Origin of the sequence: Streptomyces sp. SAI-135, assembly GCF_029893805.1 — a bacterium.
In the GTDB taxonomy this organism is placed as follows: domain Bacteria; phylum Actinomycetota; class Actinomycetes; order Streptomycetales; family Streptomycetaceae; genus Streptomyces.
Window position 1 is genome coordinate 5,430,424 of record NZ_JARXYP010000002.1, and the last position, 18,641, is coordinate 5,449,064.

Annotated in this window: 20 protein-coding genes and 3 tRNA genes; 19 read left to right on the plus strand and 4 right to left on the minus strand. The window is 71.1% G+C overall.

The features are described 5' to 3' along the window. From M2163_RS29185 to M2163_RS29225, 9 genes are all read left to right on the plus strand, one after another. Positions 1–573 (plus strand): NADH-quinone oxidoreductase subunit I, encoded by a 573-nt coding sequence (locus M2163_RS29185; RefSeq protein ID WP_280849894.1) that lies wholly within the window; start codon positions 1–3, stop codon positions 571–573. Further along, a complete protein-coding gene (locus tag M2163_RS29190; RefSeq protein WP_280895473.1) occupies positions 570–1,334 on the plus strand; it encodes an NADH-quinone oxidoreductase subunit J in 765 nt (254 codons plus the stop codon). Before M2163_RS29185 ends, M2163_RS29190 begins: the two co-directional genes overlap by 4 nt. Then, the gene (gene nuoK / locus M2163_RS29195) at positions 1,334–1,750 is read left to right on the plus strand and encodes an NADH-quinone oxidoreductase subunit NuoK (protein WP_280895474.1); all 417 of its coding nucleotides are present in this window, start codon (positions 1,334–1,336) and stop codon (positions 1,748–1,750) included. The genes M2163_RS29190 and nuoK overlap by 1 nt, the downstream gene beginning before the upstream one ends. Next, a complete protein-coding gene (locus M2163_RS29200; protein WP_280895475.1) occupies positions 1,747–3,741 on the plus strand; it encodes an NADH-quinone oxidoreductase subunit L in 1,995 nt (664 codons plus the stop codon). The genes nuoK and M2163_RS29200 overlap by 4 nt, the downstream gene beginning before the upstream one ends. 6 nt (positions 3,742–3,747) lie before the next feature. Continuing rightward, positions 3,748–5,322: an NADH-quinone oxidoreductase subunit M gene (locus tag M2163_RS29205; protein ID WP_280895476.1), complete on the plus strand. Its 1,575-nt coding sequence runs from the start codon at positions 3,748–3,750 to the stop codon at positions 5,320–5,322. Then, on the plus strand, positions 5,319–6,881 hold the full coding sequence (locus M2163_RS29210; protein ID WP_280895477.1) for an NADH-quinone oxidoreductase subunit N: 1,563 nt from the start codon (positions 5,319–5,321) through the stop codon (positions 6,879–6,881). Before M2163_RS29205 ends, M2163_RS29210 begins: the two co-directional genes overlap by 4 nt. Positions 6,882–7,094: 213 nt before the next feature. Next, the gene (gene htpX, locus M2163_RS29215; RefSeq protein WP_280849888.1) at positions 7,095–7,958 is read left to right on the plus strand and encodes a zinc metalloprotease HtpX; all 864 of its coding nucleotides are present in this window, start codon (positions 7,095–7,097) and stop codon (positions 7,956–7,958) included. After that, positions 7,955–8,347 (plus strand): YccF domain-containing protein, encoded by a 393-nt coding sequence (locus M2163_RS29220; RefSeq protein WP_280849887.1) that lies wholly within the window; start codon positions 7,955–7,957, stop codon positions 8,345–8,347. The genes htpX and M2163_RS29220 overlap by 4 nt, the downstream gene beginning before the upstream one ends. Before the next feature lie 109 nt (positions 8,348–8,456). Next, positions 8,457–9,026 carry an SMI1/KNR4 family protein gene (locus M2163_RS29225; protein ID WP_280849886.1) on the plus strand — a complete coding sequence of 190 codons (570 nt, stop codon included), beginning with the start codon at positions 8,457–8,459 and terminating at the stop codon, positions 9,024–9,026. A 27-nt stretch (positions 9,027–9,053) separates the two neighbouring features. Here the strand turns inward: M2163_RS29225 and M2163_RS29230 are convergent, their stop codons facing one another. After that, complete coding sequence (locus M2163_RS29230; protein WP_280895478.1) at positions 9,054–10,298, minus strand: APC family permease; 1,245 nt, start codon at positions 10,296–10,298, stop codon at positions 9,054–9,056. Positions 10,299–10,497: 199 nt separating this feature from the next. On the opposite strand from M2163_RS29230, the gene M2163_RS29235 reads away from it, so the two are divergent. Further along, positions 10,498–10,764, plus strand: coding sequence for a GlsB/YeaQ/YmgE family stress response membrane protein (locus tag M2163_RS29235; protein WP_037720616.1), 267 nt, complete (start codon positions 10,498–10,500; stop codon positions 10,762–10,764). A 93-nt stretch (positions 10,765–10,857) separates the two neighbouring features. Here M2163_RS29235 and M2163_RS29240 read toward each other — a convergent pair whose 3' ends face one another. Continuing rightward, complete coding sequence (locus M2163_RS29240; protein ID WP_007384029.1) at positions 10,858–11,346, minus strand: YajQ family cyclic di-GMP-binding protein; 489 nt, start codon at positions 11,344–11,346, stop codon at positions 10,858–10,860. 235 nt (positions 11,347–11,581) lie between these two features. Here M2163_RS29240 and M2163_RS29245 point away from each other — a divergent pair. After that, positions 11,582–11,663: transfer RNA gene (locus M2163_RS29245), tRNA-Tyr, on the plus strand. Positions 11,664–11,918: 255 nt separating this feature from the next. Then, complete coding sequence (locus M2163_RS29250) at positions 11,919–12,131, plus strand: hypothetical protein (RefSeq protein ID WP_280895479.1); 213 nt, start codon at positions 11,919–11,921, stop codon at positions 12,129–12,131. Positions 12,132–12,322: 191 nt separating this feature from the next. On the opposite strand, the gene M2163_RS29255 is transcribed toward M2163_RS29250, so the two are convergent. After that, positions 12,323–12,979, minus strand: a complete 657-nt coding sequence (locus M2163_RS29255) for an NAD(P)H-binding protein (RefSeq protein WP_280895480.1) — start codon at positions 12,977–12,979, stop codon at positions 12,323–12,325. Positions 12,980–13,063: 84 nt separating this feature from the next. Continuing rightward, positions 13,064–14,347 (minus strand): amidohydrolase family protein, encoded by a 1,284-nt coding sequence (locus M2163_RS29260; protein WP_280849881.1) that lies wholly within the window; start codon positions 14,345–14,347, stop codon positions 13,064–13,066. A 255-nt stretch (positions 14,348–14,602) separates the two neighbouring features. Between M2163_RS29260 and M2163_RS29265 the strand changes: the two genes are divergently transcribed. The 7 genes from M2163_RS29265 (at position 14,603) to M2163_RS29295 (ending at position 18,281) form a co-directional block, all read left to right on the plus strand. After that, positions 14,603–14,675: transfer RNA gene (locus M2163_RS29265), tRNA-Thr, on the plus strand. A 46-nt stretch (positions 14,676–14,721) separates the two neighbouring features. Beyond that, positions 14,722–14,794: transfer RNA gene (locus tag M2163_RS29270), tRNA-Met, on the plus strand. 88 nt (positions 14,795–14,882) lie between these two features. Beyond that, positions 14,883–15,047, plus strand: coding sequence for a 50S ribosomal protein L33 (gene rpmG, locus M2163_RS29275; protein ID WP_003948671.1), 165 nt, complete (start codon positions 14,883–14,885; stop codon positions 15,045–15,047). 113 nt (positions 15,048–15,160) lie between these two features. After that, entirely contained in the window at positions 15,161–15,613 is a 453-nt protein-coding gene (locus tag M2163_RS29280; protein WP_280849880.1) for a MaoC family dehydratase N-terminal domain-containing protein, read from the plus strand. An 8-nt stretch (positions 15,614–15,621) separates the two neighbouring features. Further along, positions 15,622–16,050, plus strand: coding sequence for a MaoC family dehydratase (locus tag M2163_RS29285; protein ID WP_280849879.1), 429 nt, complete (start codon positions 15,622–15,624; stop codon positions 16,048–16,050). 113 nt (positions 16,051–16,163) lie between these two features. Beyond that, on the plus strand, positions 16,164–16,733 hold the full coding sequence (locus tag M2163_RS29290) for a TetR/AcrR family transcriptional regulator (RefSeq protein ID WP_280849878.1): 570 nt from the start codon (positions 16,164–16,166) through the stop codon (positions 16,731–16,733). 93 nt (positions 16,734–16,826) lie between these two features. After that, positions 16,827–18,281 (plus strand): DHA2 family efflux MFS transporter permease subunit, encoded by a 1,455-nt coding sequence (locus M2163_RS29295; protein WP_280895481.1) that lies wholly within the window; start codon positions 16,827–16,829, stop codon positions 18,279–18,281. Positions 18,282–18,641: the final 360 nt, after the last annotated feature.

Consider the following 18,641-nt stretch of genomic DNA (forward strand, 5'->3'; position numbering starts at 1 on the left):
ATGGCCCCCATTCCTGGCTCCGGTCTGGCCAAGGGCCTGGCCGTCACCCTGCGCACGATGACGAAGAAGACCGTCACCGAGCAGTACCCCGACGCCCAGCCCGACCTCCCGCCCCGCACCCGCGGCGTGATCGGCCTGTTCGAGGAGAACTGCACGGTCTGCATGCTCTGCGCCCGTGAGTGCCCCGACTGGTGCATCTACATCGACTCGCACAAGGAGACGGTCCCTGCGGCGACCCCCGGTGGCCGCGAACGCAGCCGTAACGTCCTCGACCGCTTCGCCATCGACTTCTCCCTCTGCATGTACTGCGGTATCTGCATCGAGGTGTGTCCTTTCGACGCCCTGTTCTGGTCCCCGGAGTTCGAGTACGCCGAGACCGACATCCGCGAGCTCACCCACGAGCGGGACAAGCTCCGGGAGTGGATGTGGACTGTCCCGGCCCCGCCGGCCCTCGACCCCGGTGCCGAGGAGCCGAAGGAGATCGCCACCGCCCGCAAGACCGCCGAGAAGCTGGCGGCGGCCCAGGCGGCGGAGCCGACCGCGCCCGCCGATCCCCAGGGGGACGAGTCGTGACCCTCGCTCAGGAGGCGCACGGCTTCCTCTCCCCGACCGGCGTCGAGATCGCCTTTCTCCTCGTCGGCCTGGTCACCTTCGGCGCCGCGATCGTCACCGTCACCACCAGGCAACTGGTGCACGCCGCCCTGTGGCTGGTGGTGGCCCTCGGTGGCCTCGCCGTCGAGTACCTCCTGCTCACCGCCGAGTTCATCGCCTGGGTGCAGGTCCTGATCTATGTGGGTTCCGTCGTCGTCCTCCTTCTCTTCGGTCTGATGCTCACCAAGGCCCCCATCGGCCGCTCCCCGGACGCGGACTCCGGCAACCGGTGGGCCGCCCTCGGCGTGGCCGTCGCCGCGGCGGCCGCTCTGGTCTGGGTGGTCGTCGATGCCTTCCGTGCCACCTGGATCGACCTGGACGGTGCCGCTGCCGGCTCCACCGAGGTCACCGGCGCGAGCCTCTTCCAGAACTGGGTCCTCCCCTTCGAGGCCCTCTCCGTCCTGCTCCTCGCGGCACTGGTCGGCGCGATCGTCCTGTCCCGCAAGGCGAAGGCGGAGTCGAGCTCTCCCCCTGTGAACTCCCGAGCTGCGACCGGTGGTTCCCCATCCGCCCCGGATTTCCGTAATCACCGGATCGGGCGAAATGAGTCGGTATCGGGAACCAACTCGGCCAAGGGCAGCACGTCGGCCGAGACAACCGCGGCAGCCGAGACATCCGCGGCAGCCGAGGAACCCGCGTCGGCCAAGGCACCCGAGTCCCCCGAGCAGGAAGGCGCCCGCTGATGCATCTCGCCTATCCCGCCGTACTCTCCGCCCTCCTCTTCTGCACCGGTCTCTACGGTGTCCTCGCCCGCCGCAACGCGATCCTCGTCCTGATGTCGGTCGAGCTGCTGCTCAACGCCGTCAACCTCAACCTGGTCGCCTTCGACGTGTGGCTCAGCAAGACCGCCGAGGAGACACTGCACTCCGGCCAGGCCCTCACCCTGTTCACCATCGCCATCGCCGCCGCCGAGATCGGCATCGGCCTCGCGATCGTCCTCGCCGTCCACCGCAACCGCGGCACCGCCGACATCGACAGACTCCGCGACACGGCCGAGGGCCACGACCCCGACCACCGCGACGACTCCGACAGCGACGCCCGCCCGGCCGAGCAGGCCGCACGATCCGGGCGGGCCGGGAAGGCTGAGGCCACCGCGTGACCACGACCACCCTCGCCGTCCTCGTCCCCCTCCTGCCCTTCCTGGGAGCCGCGGCCGGACTGCTCCTGGGCCGCACGGCCCCCGGCTTCGTGCGCCCGCTCGCCGTCCTGCCTCCCCTGGCCGCCCTCGCGCTGGCCGCGGTGGTCGCTGTACGCCAGGGCGGCGACCAGGCGGTGGACGCCGCCACCGAGCTCACCCCGACCGGCTCGGTCCCGATCGAACTCGCCCTGCACATCGACGGCTTCGCCGCGCTCGTCGCCGTCCTGGTCGGTCTAGTCGCCACCTGTGTGCAGATCTACTCGACGGGCTATCTGCGCGACGACCCGCGCTACCCCTCGTACGCCGCTCTGGTCTCCCTCTTCACCTCCGCGATGCTGCTCGTCGTCTACTCCGGCGACCTGATCGTGCTGCTTGTGGGCTGGGAGATCATGGGCATCTGCTCGTACTTCCTGGTCGGCCACTACTGGGAGACCCCGGAGGCCCGCGCCGCCTCCCTCAAGGCCTTCCTGGTGACCAAGCTCGGTGACGTCCCCTTCCTGATCGGCCTGTTCGCGCTCGCCACCGACGCCGGGTCCTTCCGGATCACGAAGGTCCTCGACGCCGTCGTGCACGGCGGACTCGACCATCCGACCCTGATCGCCCTGCTCCTCCTCGCGGGCGTGGCGGGCAAGTCGGCGCAGTTCCCGCTGCACACCTGGCTCCCCGACGCCATGGCCGGCCCCACCCCCGTCTCCGCGCTGATCCACGCCGCGACGATGGTCGCCGCTGGCGTCTACTTCATCGCCCGCCTCCTCCCGGTCTTCGAGTCGTCCCGGGCCGCGATGGTCGTCCTCGCCGTCATGGCCGCCGTCACGATGGTCGGCTCCGGTCTCGCCGCGCTCGCCCAGGACGACATCAAGCGCGTCCTCGCCTACTCGACGATCGGCCAGCTCGGCTACATGACCGGCGCCCTCGCCGTCGGCGACCGCGGTGCCGCCGTCTTCCACCTCCTGTCCCACGGCGCCTTCAAGGCGCTGCTGTTCCTCGCGGCGGGCGTGATCATCCACGCCGCCGGCACCAACTCACTGGCCGCCATGTCCCGCATGAAGGACCTGCGCGCCCGCGTCCCGGACGCCTTCTGGACGATGACCGTGGCGCTCCTCGCGCTCGCCGCGATCCCGCCCTTCAGCGGCTTCTTCTCCAAGGAGTCCGTCCTGGGCGCCGCCGAGCACGTCGCCACCGGCCACACCCAGCACGCGCCCGGTGTCGCGGGCTGGATCACCCTGGTCGCCGGCCTCCTCACGGCCCTGCTCACCGCCGCGTACGCGACCCGCCTGTGGCTGCTGGCCTTCGACGGACGCGGCGCCGAGGCCCCTGACCACGGCCGTCAGCCACTGACGATGAACGTGGTCCTGTGGGTCCTCGCGGCCCCTTCCCTGGCCCTGGGCGCGTTCGCCTACCGCGTGCTGCCCGACTGGTTCGACGGCCGTGACCTCACCCCGACGCTCACCACGTCCGTCGTCGGCACGGGCGTGGCCCTGATCGGCGGCATCGTCACCTACGCGGCGTGGCGGCACACCAACGCGGTCGCGGCCCGCGTGCCGCTCGGTGCGGTCGCCGCCCACCCCGAGGGCGACGCCGGACGGGTCGAGGCCGAGGCCATCGCCACCCACGAGCCCGCCTACGGAGACGTGGCACACGCGCCCGACCCCGCGGACCCCGGGCGGCTGCTGCTCGGGCCCCTGCACCGCCACGCGGCCGTCGGCTTCCACCTGGACGCCCTGTACACGGCCGTCTTCGTCCGCCCGGTCCGGGCCGGAGCCGACCTCGTCCGGTTCCTGGACCGTGAGGTCGTCGAGACCTATGTGCGCGGTGCGGGAGCCCTGCCCCGCTGGCTCGGCGTCGCCGTACGGCGTGCCCAGACCGGCAATCTCCAGACCTATGTGAGCGCGCTGCTCGCCGGCACCGTCGTCCTCGCGGTCGCCGTCGTCCTCGTCGCCACGGGAGCGTGAGCAGGCGTGATCGATATCAACGAGTCCGTGATGCAGTTCCTTCTGGCGTTCGTCGTGGTCGGCCCGCTCCTCGGCGCCGTCACGGCTCTGCTGCCCGCCCCGCCCGGGCTGAAGGGGAAGTCGCCCGACCAGGCCGTACTGCGGCACGGCGTGACCGTGACCGGCGTGATCCTCATCGCCGCGATCGTCCTCGCGCTCGGCTTCGACCACGACCATCCGTCGAGGATGCAGGCCACGACCGACATCAGCTGGATCCCCGCACTCGACGTGCGCATCCACCTCGGCATCGACGGCATCTCCCTCCCCCTTCTGGTCCTGACCGCGCTGCTGACCTTCCTCTGCGCGCTCTACTCCTACTTCAAGATGCCGTCGGGTCCCACCCCGAAGGCCTTCGTCGCCCTGCTGCTCGTCCTGGAGTCCGGCACCCTCGCGACCTTCGCCGTCCTCGATCTGCTGCTGTTCTTCCTCGCGTTCGAGACGGTGCTCATCCCGATGTACTTCCTCATCGCCCGCTGGGGCGGCGCGGACCGCCAGGCCGCCGCCTGGCGCTTCATCCTCTACACACTGCTCGGCTCGGTCGTCATGCTGCTCGGCCTGCTCCTGATCGGGATCAAGGCGGGCACATTCGACATGGTGGCACTCGCCACTGACAACGGCCGGTCGCTGACCACATCCGTGCAGGTCATCGCCGTTCTGGCGATCGGTGTGGGGCTCGCGGTCAAGACCCCGATGTGGCCCCTGCACAGCTGGCTGCCCGACGCCCACACCGCCGCCCCGACCGTCGGCTCGGTACTGCTGGCCGGCGTGCTGCTGAAGATGGGTACGTACGGGTTCGTCCGCATCCTGCTGCCGATCGCCCCCGACGGCTTCCGGGACTTCGCGCCCTACCTCGCCGCCTTCGCGGTGGTCGGGATCATCTACGGATCCCTGGCCTGCCTCGCCCTCGCCAAGCAGGGCGCGAAGGGCGACCTCAAGCGGCTCATCGCGTACTCCTCCGTCGGCCACATGGGCTTCGTCCTCCTCGGCATCGCCACCATGACCCCGACCGGCGTGAACGGCGCCCTGTTCGCCAACATCGCCCACGGCCTCATCACCGGCCTGCTGTTCTTCCTGGTCGGCGCCCTGAAGGACCGCACCGGCACCACGGACCTCGACACCCTGGCCGAGGAGACCGGCGCCGCCCTGTACGGCAAGGCCCCCCGTCTCGGCGGCCTGCTCGCCTTCGGAGCGGTCGCCTCGCTCGGCCTGCCCGGCCTGGCCGGGTTCTGGGGCGAGATGCTGGCCCTCTTCGGGGCCTTCGAGCCCGCTGAGGGCCTCAGCCGTCCCGCCTTCCTCACCTTCATGGCGATCGGCGCGTTCGGCACCCTCCTGACGGCCGCGTACATGCTCGTCGTGGTCCGCCGCGTCTGCATGGGCGCCCCGCCCCAGGACGCCCCCCGGCTCGCCGACGTCCACACGTACGAGTTCGCGGCCTGGACACCGCTCGTCGTCCTCACCGTCGTCGCGGGCCTGTGGCCGAAGGCCCTGCTCGGGCTCACCGACCCGGCCGTCCAGCAGCTCCTCGCAGGAGGCAACCGATGAGCACCCTCGCCGCCACGGCCCAGCCACTGGCCACGTCGGCGCAGCCGCTGACCGCGACGGCCGCGAACCTCGTCCAGTCCGTCGACTGGCTCGCGATCGCCCCGCCGACCCTCGCGGCGGTCGTCGGACTCGTCGTCCTCGTCGCCGACCTGTTCGTCGGTGAGCAGAAGAAGGCCCTGCTCGGGTGGTTCTCGGTCGCGGGCCTGGCCGCCTCCGTGCTCCTGCTGCTGCCCCTCCTCGACGGCGACCGCAGCACGTTCTGCCTGACCGGGGACGGCGGCGTCTGCAGCTACACGGCCGACCGCTTCACCCTCGTCATCCAGTTCCTGGTCCTCGGCGGCGCCCTGGTGGCCGCCCTCCTGTCGGTCACCACCCTCAAGGACGCCGACAGGAGACTCCCCGAAGGGGAGTACTGGTTCCTGCTGCTCTCCTCGGCCGCCGGCGCCGCCCTCCTGCCGGCCTCCCGCGACCTGGCGACCCTGATCGTCGCCCTGGAAGTCGCCTCCCTGCCCGCCTTCGCCCTCGTCGGCATCAGGCACGGCGACAGGAAGTCCTCCGAGGCGGCCCTGAAGTTCTTCCTGTCCTCGGTCACCGCGACCGCGGTGAGCCTCATGGGCATCAGCTTCGTGTACGCCTCCACCGGCACCCTCTACCTCACCCAGGTCGCCGAACGCATCCAGCACGTCGACGGACAGCTCCACACCCTCGCCCAGACCGGCGTCGTCCTCACCCTGGTCGGCTTCGCCTTCAAGACGGCCGCCGTCCCCTTCCACTTCTGGGTGCCCGACACCTACGCGGGCGCGCCTCTCCCGATCGCCGCCTACTTGTCGGTCGTCGGCAAGGCGGTCGGCTTCTCCGGTCTGATCCTCGTCACCGTCGTCGCGCTGCCCTCCTACGCCGACGTCTGGGGCCCGGCGCTCGTCGCGCTGGCCGCCCTCACCATGACCGTCGGCAATGTCGGCGCCCTCCGCCAGCAGGCCACGCGCGCGTACAGCGCGGTACGGCTGCTCGCCTGGTCCTCCGTGGGCCAGGCCGGCTACCTCCTCGTGCCGATCGCCGCCGCCGCGTACTCCGACGACGCGGAGCGGTCCGTCGGCTCCACCGTCGCCTACGCCCTCATGTACGCCGCCGTGAACCTCGGCGCCTTCGCGGTGGCCGCGCTGGTGGGCCGTACGAAGGCCGCCAACCGCATCTCCGACTACCGCGGCCTCTACGCGAGCAACCCGATCGCCGCGCTCCTCCTGGCCTTCTTCCTGCTCTGCCTCGCAGGGCTGCCGCCGGGCATCATCGGCCTGTTCGCCAAGGTCACCGTCTTCTCGGCAGCCGTGGACGCGGGCCTGGGCTGGCTCGCCGTGGTCATGGCCGTCAACGTCGTGATCGCGCTGTTCTACTACCTCCAGTGGACGACGCTGCTGTTCCGGGCTCCCGAGGGCGAACCCGCCGCGCACCGCGTGCCCGCCCCTGTCACCGTTGCGCTCGCCCTGACCGGTGTCCTCGGCCTCGCCCTCTCGGGGGCACCCCAACTGGTGCTGCGCTTCACCGACACCGGACTCTTCTGACCCGGCCCTTCCCGCACCCGAGCCGCCCCTTTCGGGCCGTCACCCGGACGGCCCACCTGGGCATCCGTGCGCACAAGGGAACTAGTGGCCCTCGCCTGGCGTTGAGCAAGACGGGAAGGTCCACTGGACGTACATCACGGACCGGTGGCATCGGAAGACATCGGAGACCAGCAAGCAAAGGGTTCCCCTGCTGCACCACTTGGAGGGCGTACCGTGCACCGCCGGCACAACGGGCTCAGGACCGCAGTCCTCCTCGGGGGACTGTCCGCACTCATCATCGTCATCGGCAGCTTCTTCGGCCGCATGGGGCTGGTCGTGGCCGTCCTGATCGCGCTGGGCACCAACGCGTACGCGTACTGGAACAGCGACAAGCTGGCTCTACGCGCGATGCGTGCCCGCCCGGTGAGCGAGTTCGAGGCACCGGCGCTGTACCGCATGGTCCGCGAACTCTCCACTCAGGCCCGTCAGCCCATGCCGCGCCTGTACATCTCGCCGACCGAGGCACCCAACGCGTTCGCCACCGGCCGCAACCCGCGCAATGCCGCCGTGTGCTGCACCGACGGCATCCTGCGCATGCTGGACGAGCGCGAACTGCGCGGCGTCATCGGCCACGAGCTGAGCCACGTCTACAACCGCGACATCCTGATCTCGTCGGTCGCCGGCGCCCTCGCCTCCGTGATCATGTTCCTGGTCAACTTCGCCTGGCTGATCCCGATCGGCCGCTCCGACGACGATGACGGCCCCGGCCTCCTCGGCATGCTGATGATCATGATCCTCGGGCCGCTGGCGGCCAGCCTCATCCAGCTGGCCATCAGCCGCTCCAGGGAGTACGAGGCGGACGCGTCCGGCGCCCAGCTCACCGGCGACCCCCTCGCGCTCGCCGGCGCGCTGCGCAAGCTCGAAATGGGCACCAAGCAACTGCCGTTGCCGCCCGAGCCGCGCATCGAGACCGCGAGCCACATGATGATCGCCAACCCGTTCCGCCCTGGCCAGGGACTGTCCAAGATGTTCTCGACGCACCCGCCGATGGCGGAGCGCATCGCCCGTCTCGAGAAGATGGCAGGTCGCCCCCAGTGAAAACGATCCTGAACGTCATTTGGCTCGTCCTGAGCGGGTTCTGGCTGTTCCTCGCCTACCTGGCCGCGGGCGTGCTGCTCTGCATCACGATCATCGGCATCCCGTTCGGCATAGCGGCCTTCCGCATCGGCGTCTACGCCCTGTGGCCCTTCGGGTACACCACGGTCGAGCGCCGCGACGCGGGCGCCCCCTCCTGCCTCGGCAACGTCCTGTGGCTGGTCCTAGCCGGCTGGTGGCTGGCCCTGGGCCACATCGCCACGGGCCTCGTCCTGTGCATCACGATCATCGGCATCCCGTTCGGCATCGCCAACTTCAAGCTGATCCCCGTGTCCCTGTTCCCCCTGGGCCGCGAGATCGTCCCCACGGACGAGCCGTTCGCGACCCGCTGACCGACGGTCCGGGGGGCGCTCGACGACCGCTCCGGGCCGGGGTTTTCCACAACTCGAAGGTTGTCCACAGGTCTGCCCCGCTGTCAGTGCCGCCCTGCATCATGAATGCATGACCGAGAGCGAGCAGTTGCTGGCACGGGTGGCGGACAAGGCCCGCACCACCCGTCCGTGGGGCTGGACCTCCCTCCCCGAGCCGGTGGACCCGGCCACCCTGGCCCGCGCCGAGGCCGCGCTGGGCTTCCGCCTGTCCCCGCTGCTCGCCGAGCTCTACCTGCGGATAGGCGACGGCGGATTCGGCCCGGAGTACGGCCTGTTGCCCCTGCTCGACAGCGCCCCGGCCGGCGAGCCCGCAGCCGTCGTGCAGTACCTGGCCAACCGCAGGAGCGCCCGCAAGGACCCCGACTGGCCCTGGCCGGAAGGCGTCCTGCCGATATCCCACTGGGGCTGCGCGATGTACGCGTGCGTGGACTGCCACAGCCCGGAAGCCACCGTCCTCCTCTTCGAGCCGAACGCCGGTGACCGCGACCACTCCTGGTTCGTGGACGCCCCCGCCCTCACGGACTGGCTGCAGGCCTGGGTCGACGGCACGGGCTGGTACGAGGAGATGAACGAGGAGCTGGAGATGGCCCCTTGGGCGGAGTTCCCGATACGCACGGCACCGCCGGCCCACGCGACCTGACGACCCTACGGGCGCCGGCCCGCCGACCTACCGGCCCGCCCACCGCTTCCGTACGCCGTACGCCACCACCCCGACCGCCAGCACCCCCGCGCCCACGACCACCGACACCCCGGGCAGCGCGAACGCCAGCACCACGCACCCGAGCAGTCCCACCACCGGCACCACACGGCTCGCCGGAGCCGAACCGAGCGTCCAGGCCGACGCGTTGGCCACCGCGTAGTACGCGAGCACACCGAAGGAGGAGAAACCGATCGCGCCCCGTACGTCCACCGTGGCGGCGAGGACCGCGACCACCGCACCCACGGCCAGCTCGGCCCGGTGCGGCACCTGGAAACGGGGATGCACGGCGGAGAGCGCGTACGGCAGATGCCGGTCCCGGGCCATCGCCAGCGTCGTGCGGGAGACGCCCAGAATCAGGGCGAGCAGCGAGCCGAGCGCGGCCACGGCGGCACCCACCCGCACCACCGGCACGAGTCCGGGCACCCCGGCCGCCCGCACCGCCTCGGTCAGCGGCGCGTCCGCACGGCCCAGGGCGTCGGCGCCCAGCACGGAAAGGACGGCCACCGCCACACCCGCGTACACCACCAGCGTGATGCCCAGGGCCAGGGGGATCGCGCGGGGGATGGTGCGCGCGGGATCCCGTACCTCCTCACCGAGGGTCGCGATACGGGCGTACCCCGCGAACGCGAAGAACAGCAGGCCGGCCGCCTGCAGCACCCCGCCCACACCGCCGGACACGCCGGAATCCAGCCGCCCGGCCTGCGAGGCCCCGGACCCCAGACACACGACCACCACGGAAGCGAGGACCGCGAGGACCACCGCCACGATCGCCCGGGTCAGCCAGGCGGACTTCTGAATCCCGCCGTAGTTCACCGCGGTCAGCGCCACCACGGCCGCGACCGCCACGGCATGGGCCTGCCCCGGCCAGACGTACGCACCCACCGTCAGCGCCATCGCCGCACAGGAGGCCGTCTTCCCGACCACGAACGACCAGCCCGCGAGATAACCCCAGAACGGCCCGAGCCGCTCCCGGCCGTACACATAGGTGCCGCCGGAGGCCGGGTAGAGGGCGGCCAGGCGCGCCGAGGACGTGGCGTTGCAGTAGGCGACCACGGCGGCGACCGCGAGTCCGAGCAGCAGTCCGGACCCGGCCGCGCGCGCTGCCGGCCCGAGAGCGGCGAAGATGCCCGCGCCGATCATGGAGCCGAGCCCGATGACGACGGCGTCCCCTACTCCCAGCGTGCGCCGCAGTTCGGCACCGGAATGCGTCATGCGCCGAACTCTACGTATCCCGCGCAACCACGGAACGGGGCCCCGACGTCCTCTTCATCAACGCGAGACGAACACCCGATCGACGAACACCGCACAGGTACGACGCACGACCCGGAGTGCGAGCGTGCGCCCGGTCCGCGGGACGAAGATCACAGTTCCCGGACAGTGCGGGCACAGCGTGGAAGGGCAGGTTCAGGGCATGAGCATCATCGGCTGGATCATCCTGGGACTGCTGGCGGGAGCCATCGCCAAGCTCCTGCTGCCGGGCCGCGACCCGGGCGGCCTGATCGGGACCACCCTGATCGGCGTCGCGGGCGCGTTCATCGGCGGCTGGATATCCGCCCGTTGGCTGGACCACCCGGTCTCCAAGAGCTTCTACGACGGACCGACCTGGGCCGCGGCGATCGGTGGCTCCCTCGTGCTCCTGATCGCCTACCGACTCCTCTTCGGCAACTCGCGCGACTGACCTTCGGACCGCAGCCGGCAGGCGAGAAGGGTGGACACCGGCCAGGTGCCCACCCTTCCTCGCGGATCGATGCCGACCGGCGCGATCAGCGGCTCACCGGTAGTTCACGAACTGGATCGCGAAGTCGAAGTCCTTGCCCTTCAGCAGGGCGATGACGGACTGCAGGTCGTCACGGCTCTTCGAGCTGACCCGCAGCTCGTCGCCCTGGACCTGGGCCTTCACGCCCTTCGGGCCCTCGTCGCGGATGATCTTCGCGACCTTCTTGGCGTTGTCCTGGGAGATGCCCTCCTCGATCGACGCGAAGATCTTGTACTCCTTGCCGGAGAGCTGCGGCTCGCCCGCGTCGAGCGCCTTCAGCGAGATCCCGCGCTTGATCAGCTTGGACTGGAAGACGTCGAGGACGGCGTTGACCCGGTCCTCGGAGTTCGCCTCCATCAGGATCTTGTCACCGGACCACGAGATCGAGGCACCCACGCCCTTGAAGTCGTAGCGCTGGGAGATCTCCTTGGCGGCCTGGTTGAGGGCGTTGTCGACCTCCTGCCGCTCGACCTTCGAGACGATGTCGAAACTGGAGTCGGCCATGTCCTGTGGCTCCTTGTATCGGGGTGCGTATCGGCCTGCGTACGGATGCGTATCGGCGGGTGTGGGGGCGGTCGCCGAGCCCGGCGTGAACCCGGGCCGCATCCGCCCAAGCCTAGTCACCCCATGCCCTCCGGGCGCAGATCAATCGGGTGGCGAAGCACCCCTCCGCATCGGGTATTGTTTACGTCGTTGCCACGGAGCACCGCCGAAAGACGGTTCGAAGGGCAGCAACCCCGGCGGTGTGCCCGAGCGGCCAAAGGGAGCAGACTGTAAATCTGCCGGCTCAGCCTTCCCAGGTTCGAATCCTGGCGCCGCCACGCTGAGAAAGAGACCCCCTCCGAACTGCGGAAACGCGGAACGGAGGGGGTCTCTTCGTGCTCGGGCGCTCCGGTACCGGGCCGCGCGGTCGGCGCAGGGTGATGTGTCTCACCGGTGGTGCGGGGGACGCCGTCACCGCTCTGAGGGGACGCGCATCCCCGGCCCAGGTCCCCGCAGCGGTCCCGCTCCGCCCCGTCGGCCCAACCGCTCACTCCGGACGCACAAACCCCGACCGTGCGGGGCACACTGACTGCATGTCCAGTCGTCGCAGGCTCTGCCCCGAGTGCCGTCGCGAGATCGCCGTCGTCGCCGGCCGCTTCGCCCGGCACGACCCGCCGGGCGCGCGCGAGAGAGGCGGGCTCGTCTCGTGTTCGGGGTCCCGCAGACAGGCGGAACTCGGGGCGGCGCAGGCGTCGTTGGACGGGTACGCGGTCCCCGTCGTACCGGGCCAGTTGCCCTTGTTCTAACGCCCTGGCTGGTTCCGGCCGTGCGAGGGGACACCCCGCCGTGAACTGCCGTGCCCAGTACGTCCGTATCGCCTTACGTCCGTACCGCCTCACCTCCGTGCAGCCGCCAGCCGCCAGCCGCCAGCCGTCCGGCGCAGCGGAGCCTTCCGCGCGGTCGGCGCGCCCTCGGGCGGCACCCCCGGCGGGCATCCTCAGTTGCCCGCCACCGACTTCACCGCCACCGACACCGGCGTGGAACCGCTCACCAGCTCCAGCGTCAGCCCGGCCGTCGCGGGTGTGTCCAGCAGTTCCGCCAGGACGGCCGCCACGTCGTCGCGCGGGATCGGGCCGCGGCCGGTGTGCGCCTCCAGGCGGACGAGGCCCTTGCCCGCGTCGTCCGTGAGCGCGCCGGGGCGCAGGATCGTCCAGTCCAGGGTGTCCAGGCCACGCACATGCGCGTCGGCCTCGCCCTTGGCACGCAGGTACACGTCGAAGATCTCGTCACCCTCGTGCCGCGGGTCCGCGCCCATCGAGGACACGATCAGGAAGCGCCGTACGCCCGCCCGGACCGCCGCGTCCGCGAACAGCACCGCGGCGGCCTTGTCCACCGTGTCCTTGCGGGACGCGCCGCTGCCGGGGCCCGCGCCCGCCGCGAAGACCGCCGCGTCCGCGCCCCGCAGTGCCTCCGCCACATCCTCGACCGAGGCCGACTCCAGGTCCAGCACGACCGGTTCGGCACCGGCGTCCCGCAGGTCGTCGCCCTGTTCCGGGCGGCGGATGATCCCCGCGACCTCGTCCCCGCGCGCGGCGAGCAGCCGCTCCAGCCGCAACGCGATCTGACCATGACCACCAGCGATGACAATGCGCATGCCTTCGACCGTACGCCGGAACGCCCGCGAACGCCGTGTCGGAAGAGGACCATGAGGCACGGTGACCCACCCCGGACGCCTCCCCTACGACACCCCGCCCCGTCCCTGCCGGGGCAGCCCCGACTCCGCGGCCGCCGCCGAGTTGCAGTACTCGCGCACCGCGCTCGTCCGTGCCACCACGCGCCCCCGGTGCACCACGATCCGGCTGTACGCCAGGGAGAGCGCCCCGTCCAGGCGGTCGCCGCGCACGGCGAGCAACTCGGCGGGGAAACCCGCCTCCACGCGGACCTCGGGCAGGCCGAGCACGGCGCGCGCCGACGTGCTCACCGCGTCGTAGGCGTCCTCCGGCCGCAGCCCGTACCGGGAGGCGAGCAGGTAGGCGGCCTCCAACGGGTCCCCGCGGCCCACGGGGTTGCAGGCGTCCCGCAGCGCGCCGCTGCCGGCGGCCAGCCGGACTCCGGCCGCCCGCAGCAGCCGTACCGGAGCCGTGCCCCGCCCGTCCACGCCCGCGCAGCCGCCCTGGGGCAGGCACACCACGGCGACTCCGGCCGCCGCGAGTTGGTCGGCCGTACGGGAGACCGCCTCCGCGGGGAGCCGGCCGAGGCCCGCGCAGGGGCCGAGGGTCACGCCGGGCCGCAGTCCTCCGGCCATGGCGGCGAGGCGGGCGAGCCGGGCCGGGTCGGTGGCGTCGGTGTGCAGGTCGACGGGGCAGCCGTGCTCGGAAGCGACCTCCAGGACCGCCTCCGCGTAGCCGGTCGGATCGGGGTCGAGATCCGGACAGCCGCCCACCACCGACGCGCCCATCTTGAGCGCGTCCCGCAGCATGGCGAGCCCCTCCGTCCCGGCCACCCCGGTCAGCACCCGGGGCATCGCCACGGCCGTCAGTTCGGTGAGCCCGCGCAGCGACCGCCGCGCCTGGAGTACGGCGGCCAGCGCGCCCAGCCCCTGCACGTCGCCCACGCGCACGTGGGCCCGCAGCGCGGTCGCCCCGTGCCCGAGCTGGAGGAGAGCGGCCTCCGTGGCCCGGCGCTGGACGTCCTGGGGATCGGGGGAGACCGGCCCCTCGGCGTCGGCGGACAGCGCGGTGTCGCTGTGGGCGTGCGGCTCGGCCGGGGCCGGCAGGAGCAGGTAGCCGCTGAGGTCCACGCGCGCACCGCACGCGCGCGTGCCGCCCCCGGCCGGACTCCCGGCCAGGCTCCCGGCGGTGCCGACCGCCTCGATGCGCCCGCCGCCCAGCCGTACGTCCACGGTCCTGCCGTCGGTGAGGCGCGCCCCGCACAACAGGAGGCCGGCATCCGGGGACCGGCCCGACGACGCGGCACCCGACGAGGACGAGGAGTGGGGCGGCTGCGGCTGGCTGTCGGGCATCGCGCTCCAGAGGCTCGGGCTGCGGGGCCCGGAGCCGCCGGAACCGCGCAACGGGACGCAAGATCACGCAGAGTGAGTCGAGCCTAGGGTGGCGGCGCGCCCGCGACGGGGAGGAGCGCAATAGTCGTACCGGTGTGGTCCGCCGTACGGGAGGGGCTGCCGAGGCCTTGGGGAACCGTGCCGATCAAGGCACCCGGGGCGCCGCGAAACGGATTTGGGCGAACGGCGGCGGAGCGTGTAATGTCTTCATCGCTCGCCCCAATAGCTCAGTCGGCAGAGCGTCTCCATGGTAAGGAGAAGGTCTACGGTTCGATTCCGTATTGGGGCTCTGGTGTGTGAGGTTCCCGTCGTGAGGCGGGAACGGATCGCATCACAGCGGTGTAGCTCAGTCGGTAGAGCAAGCGGCTCATAATCGCTGTGTCACCGGTTCAAGTCCGGTCACCGCTACAGACAGTAGCCGATTGTGGGGTCGGTCCTTCGATCGGCTACTCTTCTATGCGTTAATCGTCCCATCCGTTCGTCAAGGAGCACTCCTGTGGCTGCCACCGACGTCCGCCCGAAGATCACGCTGGCCTGCGTGGAGTGCAAGGAGCGGAACTACATCACCAAGAAGAACCGGCGTAACAACCCGGACCGTCTTGAGATGAAGAAGCACTGCCCGCGTTGCAACGCGCACACCGCGCACCGCGAAACGCGATAAATCAGGCTCGTACACGAGGCCGTCCCCGAGAGATCGGGGGCGGCCTCGCGTCGTTGAGAGCCCCGATACCGGTCAGTAAGACAGTGCAGATCAACCAGGAGGTGCCGAGGCCCATGGCGCTCGACCAGTCCTTCGTGGGGCGGACCTACCCGCCCACCGAGCCCTATGAGGTGGGCCGGGAGAAGATCCGCGAGTTCGCCGAGGCGGTGGGGGACACCAACCCCGCGTACACCGACCCGGAGGCCGCCAAGGCGCTCGGTCACCCCGACGTGGTCGCCCCGCCGACCTTCGTGTTCTCGATCACCTTCAAGGCCGCGGGACAGGTCGTGCAGGACCCGCAGCTCGGCCTGGACTACAGCCGCGTGGTGCACGGCGACCAGAAGTTCTCCTACGTCCGCCCCGTGCGCGCCGGTGACCGTCTGACCGTCACCTCCACCATCGAGGCGATCAAGTCCATGGCGGGCAACGACATCCTGGACATCCGCGGCGAGGTCCACGACGAGGCCGGCGAGCACGTCGTGACCGCCTGGACCAAGCTCGTCGCGCGCGCGGCCGAGGGGGCGTGAGGAAGAAGATGACGGCGAAGATCGCATACGGCGACGTCGAGGTCGGCACCGAGCTGCCGGCCGGGACCTTTCCCGTGACCCGCGCCACCCTCGTCCAGTACGCGGGCGCCTCCGGGGACTTCAACCCCATCCACTGGAACGAGAAGTTCGCCAAGGAGGTGGGCCTCCCGGACGTGATCGCGCACGGCATGTTCACCATGGCCGAGGCGATCCGCGTGGTCACCGACTGGGTCGGCGACCCGGGCGCGGTCGTGGAGTACGGCGTCCGCTTCACCAAGCCCGTCGTGGTTCCGAACGACGACCAGGGTGCCGTGATCGAGGTCAGCGCCAAGGTCGCGGCCAAGCTCGACGACAACACGGTCCGGGTCGACCTCACGGCGACCAGCGCCGGGCAGAAGGTGCTCGGGATGTCGCGGGCGGTCGTACGGCTGGCCTGAGGGCCGGCTCCGGCTGTCGAGGTAAGGGGCGCCCTCCATTGCGGGCGCCCCTTACCTCATCTCCGTGACAGCCCTTCTTGCCAAGTTAGTGATTGAGTACTAACTTACATTCCATGTCCAGGATGAGTGCAGAGGAGAGGCGCGAGAGCGTCATCCGCGCAGCGACGATCGAGTTCGCCCGCGGCGGCTACCACGGCACCTCGACCGAGGCGATCGCCAAGCGGGTCGGGGTCTCGCAGCCGTATCTCTTCCGGCTCTTCCCGGGGAAGAAGGCGATCTTCCTGGCGGTGGCACAGCGCTGCGTGGAGGACACCATCCGCACGTTCCAGGAGGCCTCGGAGGGGCTGCGGGGCGAAGAGGCCGAGCACGCCATGGCGGAGGCGTACAAGCGGGTCATCGCGGAGCGGCCCGAGTGGCTGCTGATGCAGATGCAGATGTACGTCGCGGTGGGGGCCGCCGAGCAGGAGGGCGACCACGAGTTCGGCGAGGCGGTGCGGGCCGGCTGGATGCGGCTGTGGGACACCGTCCACCTGCCGCTCGGCGCCGACCCCGGCGAGACGACGACCTTCCTCGCGTACGGGATGCTCATCAACTGCCTGGTGGCGATGGGCTTCCCGCCCGAACACCGGGTCTGGGAGGGCATGTACCCGTCGGCGCAGCTCAAGGGTCGACCGGAGCACTGAGGACGCGCGCAACGAGGCGTCGTCGGCGCCTCTTCATGCCCGAAGAACTTAGTAATCAATAACTAATCAACGGTCGCAACCACTGGGGGAGCGATGTCACAGCAAACAGCTCAGGCCACACCGACCGCACGGCGCGGGGGAGCCGTCTGGGCCCTCGTCATCACCAGCGTCGCCGGGTTCATGGCGGCCCTGGACAACCTCGTCGTCACCACCGCCCTGCCCTCCATCCGCGAGGACCTCGGCGGAGCGCTGCACGACCTCGAATGGACGGTCAGCGCCTACACGCTCACCTTCGCCGTCCTGCTGATGACCGGCGCGGCACTCGGCGACCGCTTCGGCCGTCGCCGTCTCTTCCTGGCCGGCCTCACGGTCTTCACCGGCGCGTCGGCGGCCGCGGCCCTGGCCCCCGGCATCGACTCCCTCATCGCCGCCCGCGCGGTCCAGGGCGTGGGCGCGGCGATCATGATGCCCCTGACGCTCACCCTCCTCACGGCGGCCGTGCCCGCCGCCAAGCGCGGGATGGCGTACGGCATCTGGGGCGCCGTCAACGGACTCGCGGTCGCCTCCGGGCCGCTGATCGGCGGCAGCCTCACCGAACACATCTCCTGGCAGTGGATCTTCTGGCTGAACGTCCCGCTCGGCCTCGCCCTCCTCCCTCTCGCCCGCCTGCGCCTCGCCGAGTCCCACGGCACCGGAGCGCCCCTCGACATCCCCGGCACCCTGCTGGCCAGCGGCGGTCTCTTCGGCATCGTCTACGGCCTGGTCCGCGGCCCGTCCGACGGCTGGACCGACTCCGTCGTGCTGCTCGCCCTGTTCACGGGGAGCGCGCTGCTCGCCGCGTTCGTCCTCTACAGCACGCGGGCCAAGAACCCCATGCTCCCGATGCGGCTGTTCCGCTCCCGTGCTTTCTCCGGCATCAACGCGGCGAGCCTCCTCATGTTCCTCGGCATGTTCGGCTCGATCTTCCTGCTCAGCCAGTACATGCAGGGCGTCCTCGGCTACTCGCCCACCGAGGCGGGCCTGCGGATGCTGCCCTGGACCGGCATGCCGATGCTCGTCGCGCCGATCGCGGGGATCCTCTCCGACCGCATCGGGGGCCGCCCGGTCGTCGCCACGGGGCTCTTCCTCCAGGCGGCGGGTCTCGCGTACATGGCGTCCGTGGTCACGGTCGACGCGTCCTACTCCGCGCAGCTGCCCGGTCTCGTCCTCAGCGGCATCGGCATGGCGCTGTTCTTCGCCCCCGCGTCCAACCTCGTGATGTCGAGCGTGCTGCCCAGGGAACAGGGCATCGCGTCCGGGGCGAACAACGCGCTGCGTGAGGTGGGCGGGGCGCTGGGCATCGCCGTCATGGCGTCCATCTTCTCCTCGCAGGGCGGGTACGAGAGCGGGCAGTCCTTCGTGGACGGGCTGCGGCCGGCGCTGGTCACCGGGGCGGCGGTGGTGGCGCTCGCGGGGGTTGCGACCCTGGCGATTCCCTCACGGAAGCGGGGGGTGTCGGGGGAGCCGTCCTCCGAAGAGGGGCTGGTGCTGGAGACTTTGGCCGGCTGAGGGTGGCCTGCGGGGGTGCCGGGTTCGGTTGTGGGGCGAGTGCGGGTCGGTGGGGGCTGGTCGCGCAGTTCCCCGCGCCCCTGGGTGGGTGCAGTCGCCCGCGTGACGTCGGATCGTTGGCCACCGCACCCGCCGGTTGTGGGGCGGGTGCGGGTCCGTCGTGGCTGGTCGCGCAGTTCCCCGCGCCCCTGAGGAGTTGCAGTCACCGGCGCCACGACGGACCGTTCGCCACCTCGCCGCGCCGCGCCGCGACGGGCCGTTGGCCGGACGGCGCGCCACGATGGGCCGTCAGTCGCGTACGGCGCGAAGGGGACGGGGTGGGGGGTGTCCGCCCGCAGCGGCCGGCGTCCGTTACCGAGG

Excerpts from the sequence above, each read along its gene's own strand:
- M2163_RS29240 (WP_007384029.1), bottom strand. The coding sequence starts at position 11,346 with ATGGCCGACTCCAGTTTCGACATCGTCTCGAAGGTCGAGCGGCAGGAG.
- M2163_RS29260 (WP_280849881.1), bottom strand. The coding sequence starts at position 14,347 with ATGCCCGACAGCCAGCCGCAGCCGCCCCACTCCTCGTCCTCGTCGGGT.
- M2163_RS29290 (WP_280849878.1), top strand. The coding sequence starts at position 16,164 with ATGTCCAGGATGAGTGCAGAGGAGAGGCGCGAGAGCGTCATCCGCGCA.
- M2163_RS29210 (WP_280895477.1), top strand. The coding sequence starts at position 5,319 with ATGAGCACCCTCGCCGCCACGGCCCAGCCACTGGCCACGTCGGCGCAG.
- M2163_RS29255 (WP_280895480.1), bottom strand. The coding sequence starts at position 12,979 with ATGCGCATTGTCATCGCTGGTGGTCATGGTCAGATCGCGTTGCGGCTG.
- M2163_RS29285 (WP_280849879.1), top strand. The coding sequence starts at position 15,622 with ATGACGGCGAAGATCGCATACGGCGACGTCGAGGTCGGCACCGAGCTG.
- M2163_RS29225 (WP_280849886.1), top strand. The coding sequence starts at position 8,457 with ATGACCGAGAGCGAGCAGTTGCTGGCACGGGTGGCGGACAAGGCCCGC.
- M2163_RS29185 (WP_280849894.1), top strand. The coding sequence starts at position 1 with ATGGCCCCCATTCCTGGCTCCGGTCTGGCCAAGGGCCTGGCCGTCACC.
- M2163_RS29235 (WP_037720616.1), top strand. The coding sequence starts at position 10,498 with ATGAGCATCATCGGCTGGATCATCCTGGGACTGCTGGCGGGAGCCATC.
- M2163_RS29295 (WP_280895481.1), top strand. The coding sequence starts at position 16,827 with ATGTCACAGCAAACAGCTCAGGCCACACCGACCGCACGGCGCGGGGGA.
- M2163_RS29280 (WP_280849880.1), top strand. The coding sequence starts at position 15,161 with ATGGCGCTCGACCAGTCCTTCGTGGGGCGGACCTACCCGCCCACCGAG.
- M2163_RS29250 (WP_280895479.1), top strand. The coding sequence starts at position 11,919 with ATGTCCAGTCGTCGCAGGCTCTGCCCCGAGTGCCGTCGCGAGATCGCC.
- M2163_RS29230 (WP_280895478.1), bottom strand. The coding sequence starts at position 10,298 with ATGACGCATTCCGGTGCCGAACTGCGGCGCACGCTGGGAGTAGGGGAC.
- nuoK (WP_280895474.1), top strand. The coding sequence starts at position 1,334 with ATGCATCTCGCCTATCCCGCCGTACTCTCCGCCCTCCTCTTCTGCACC.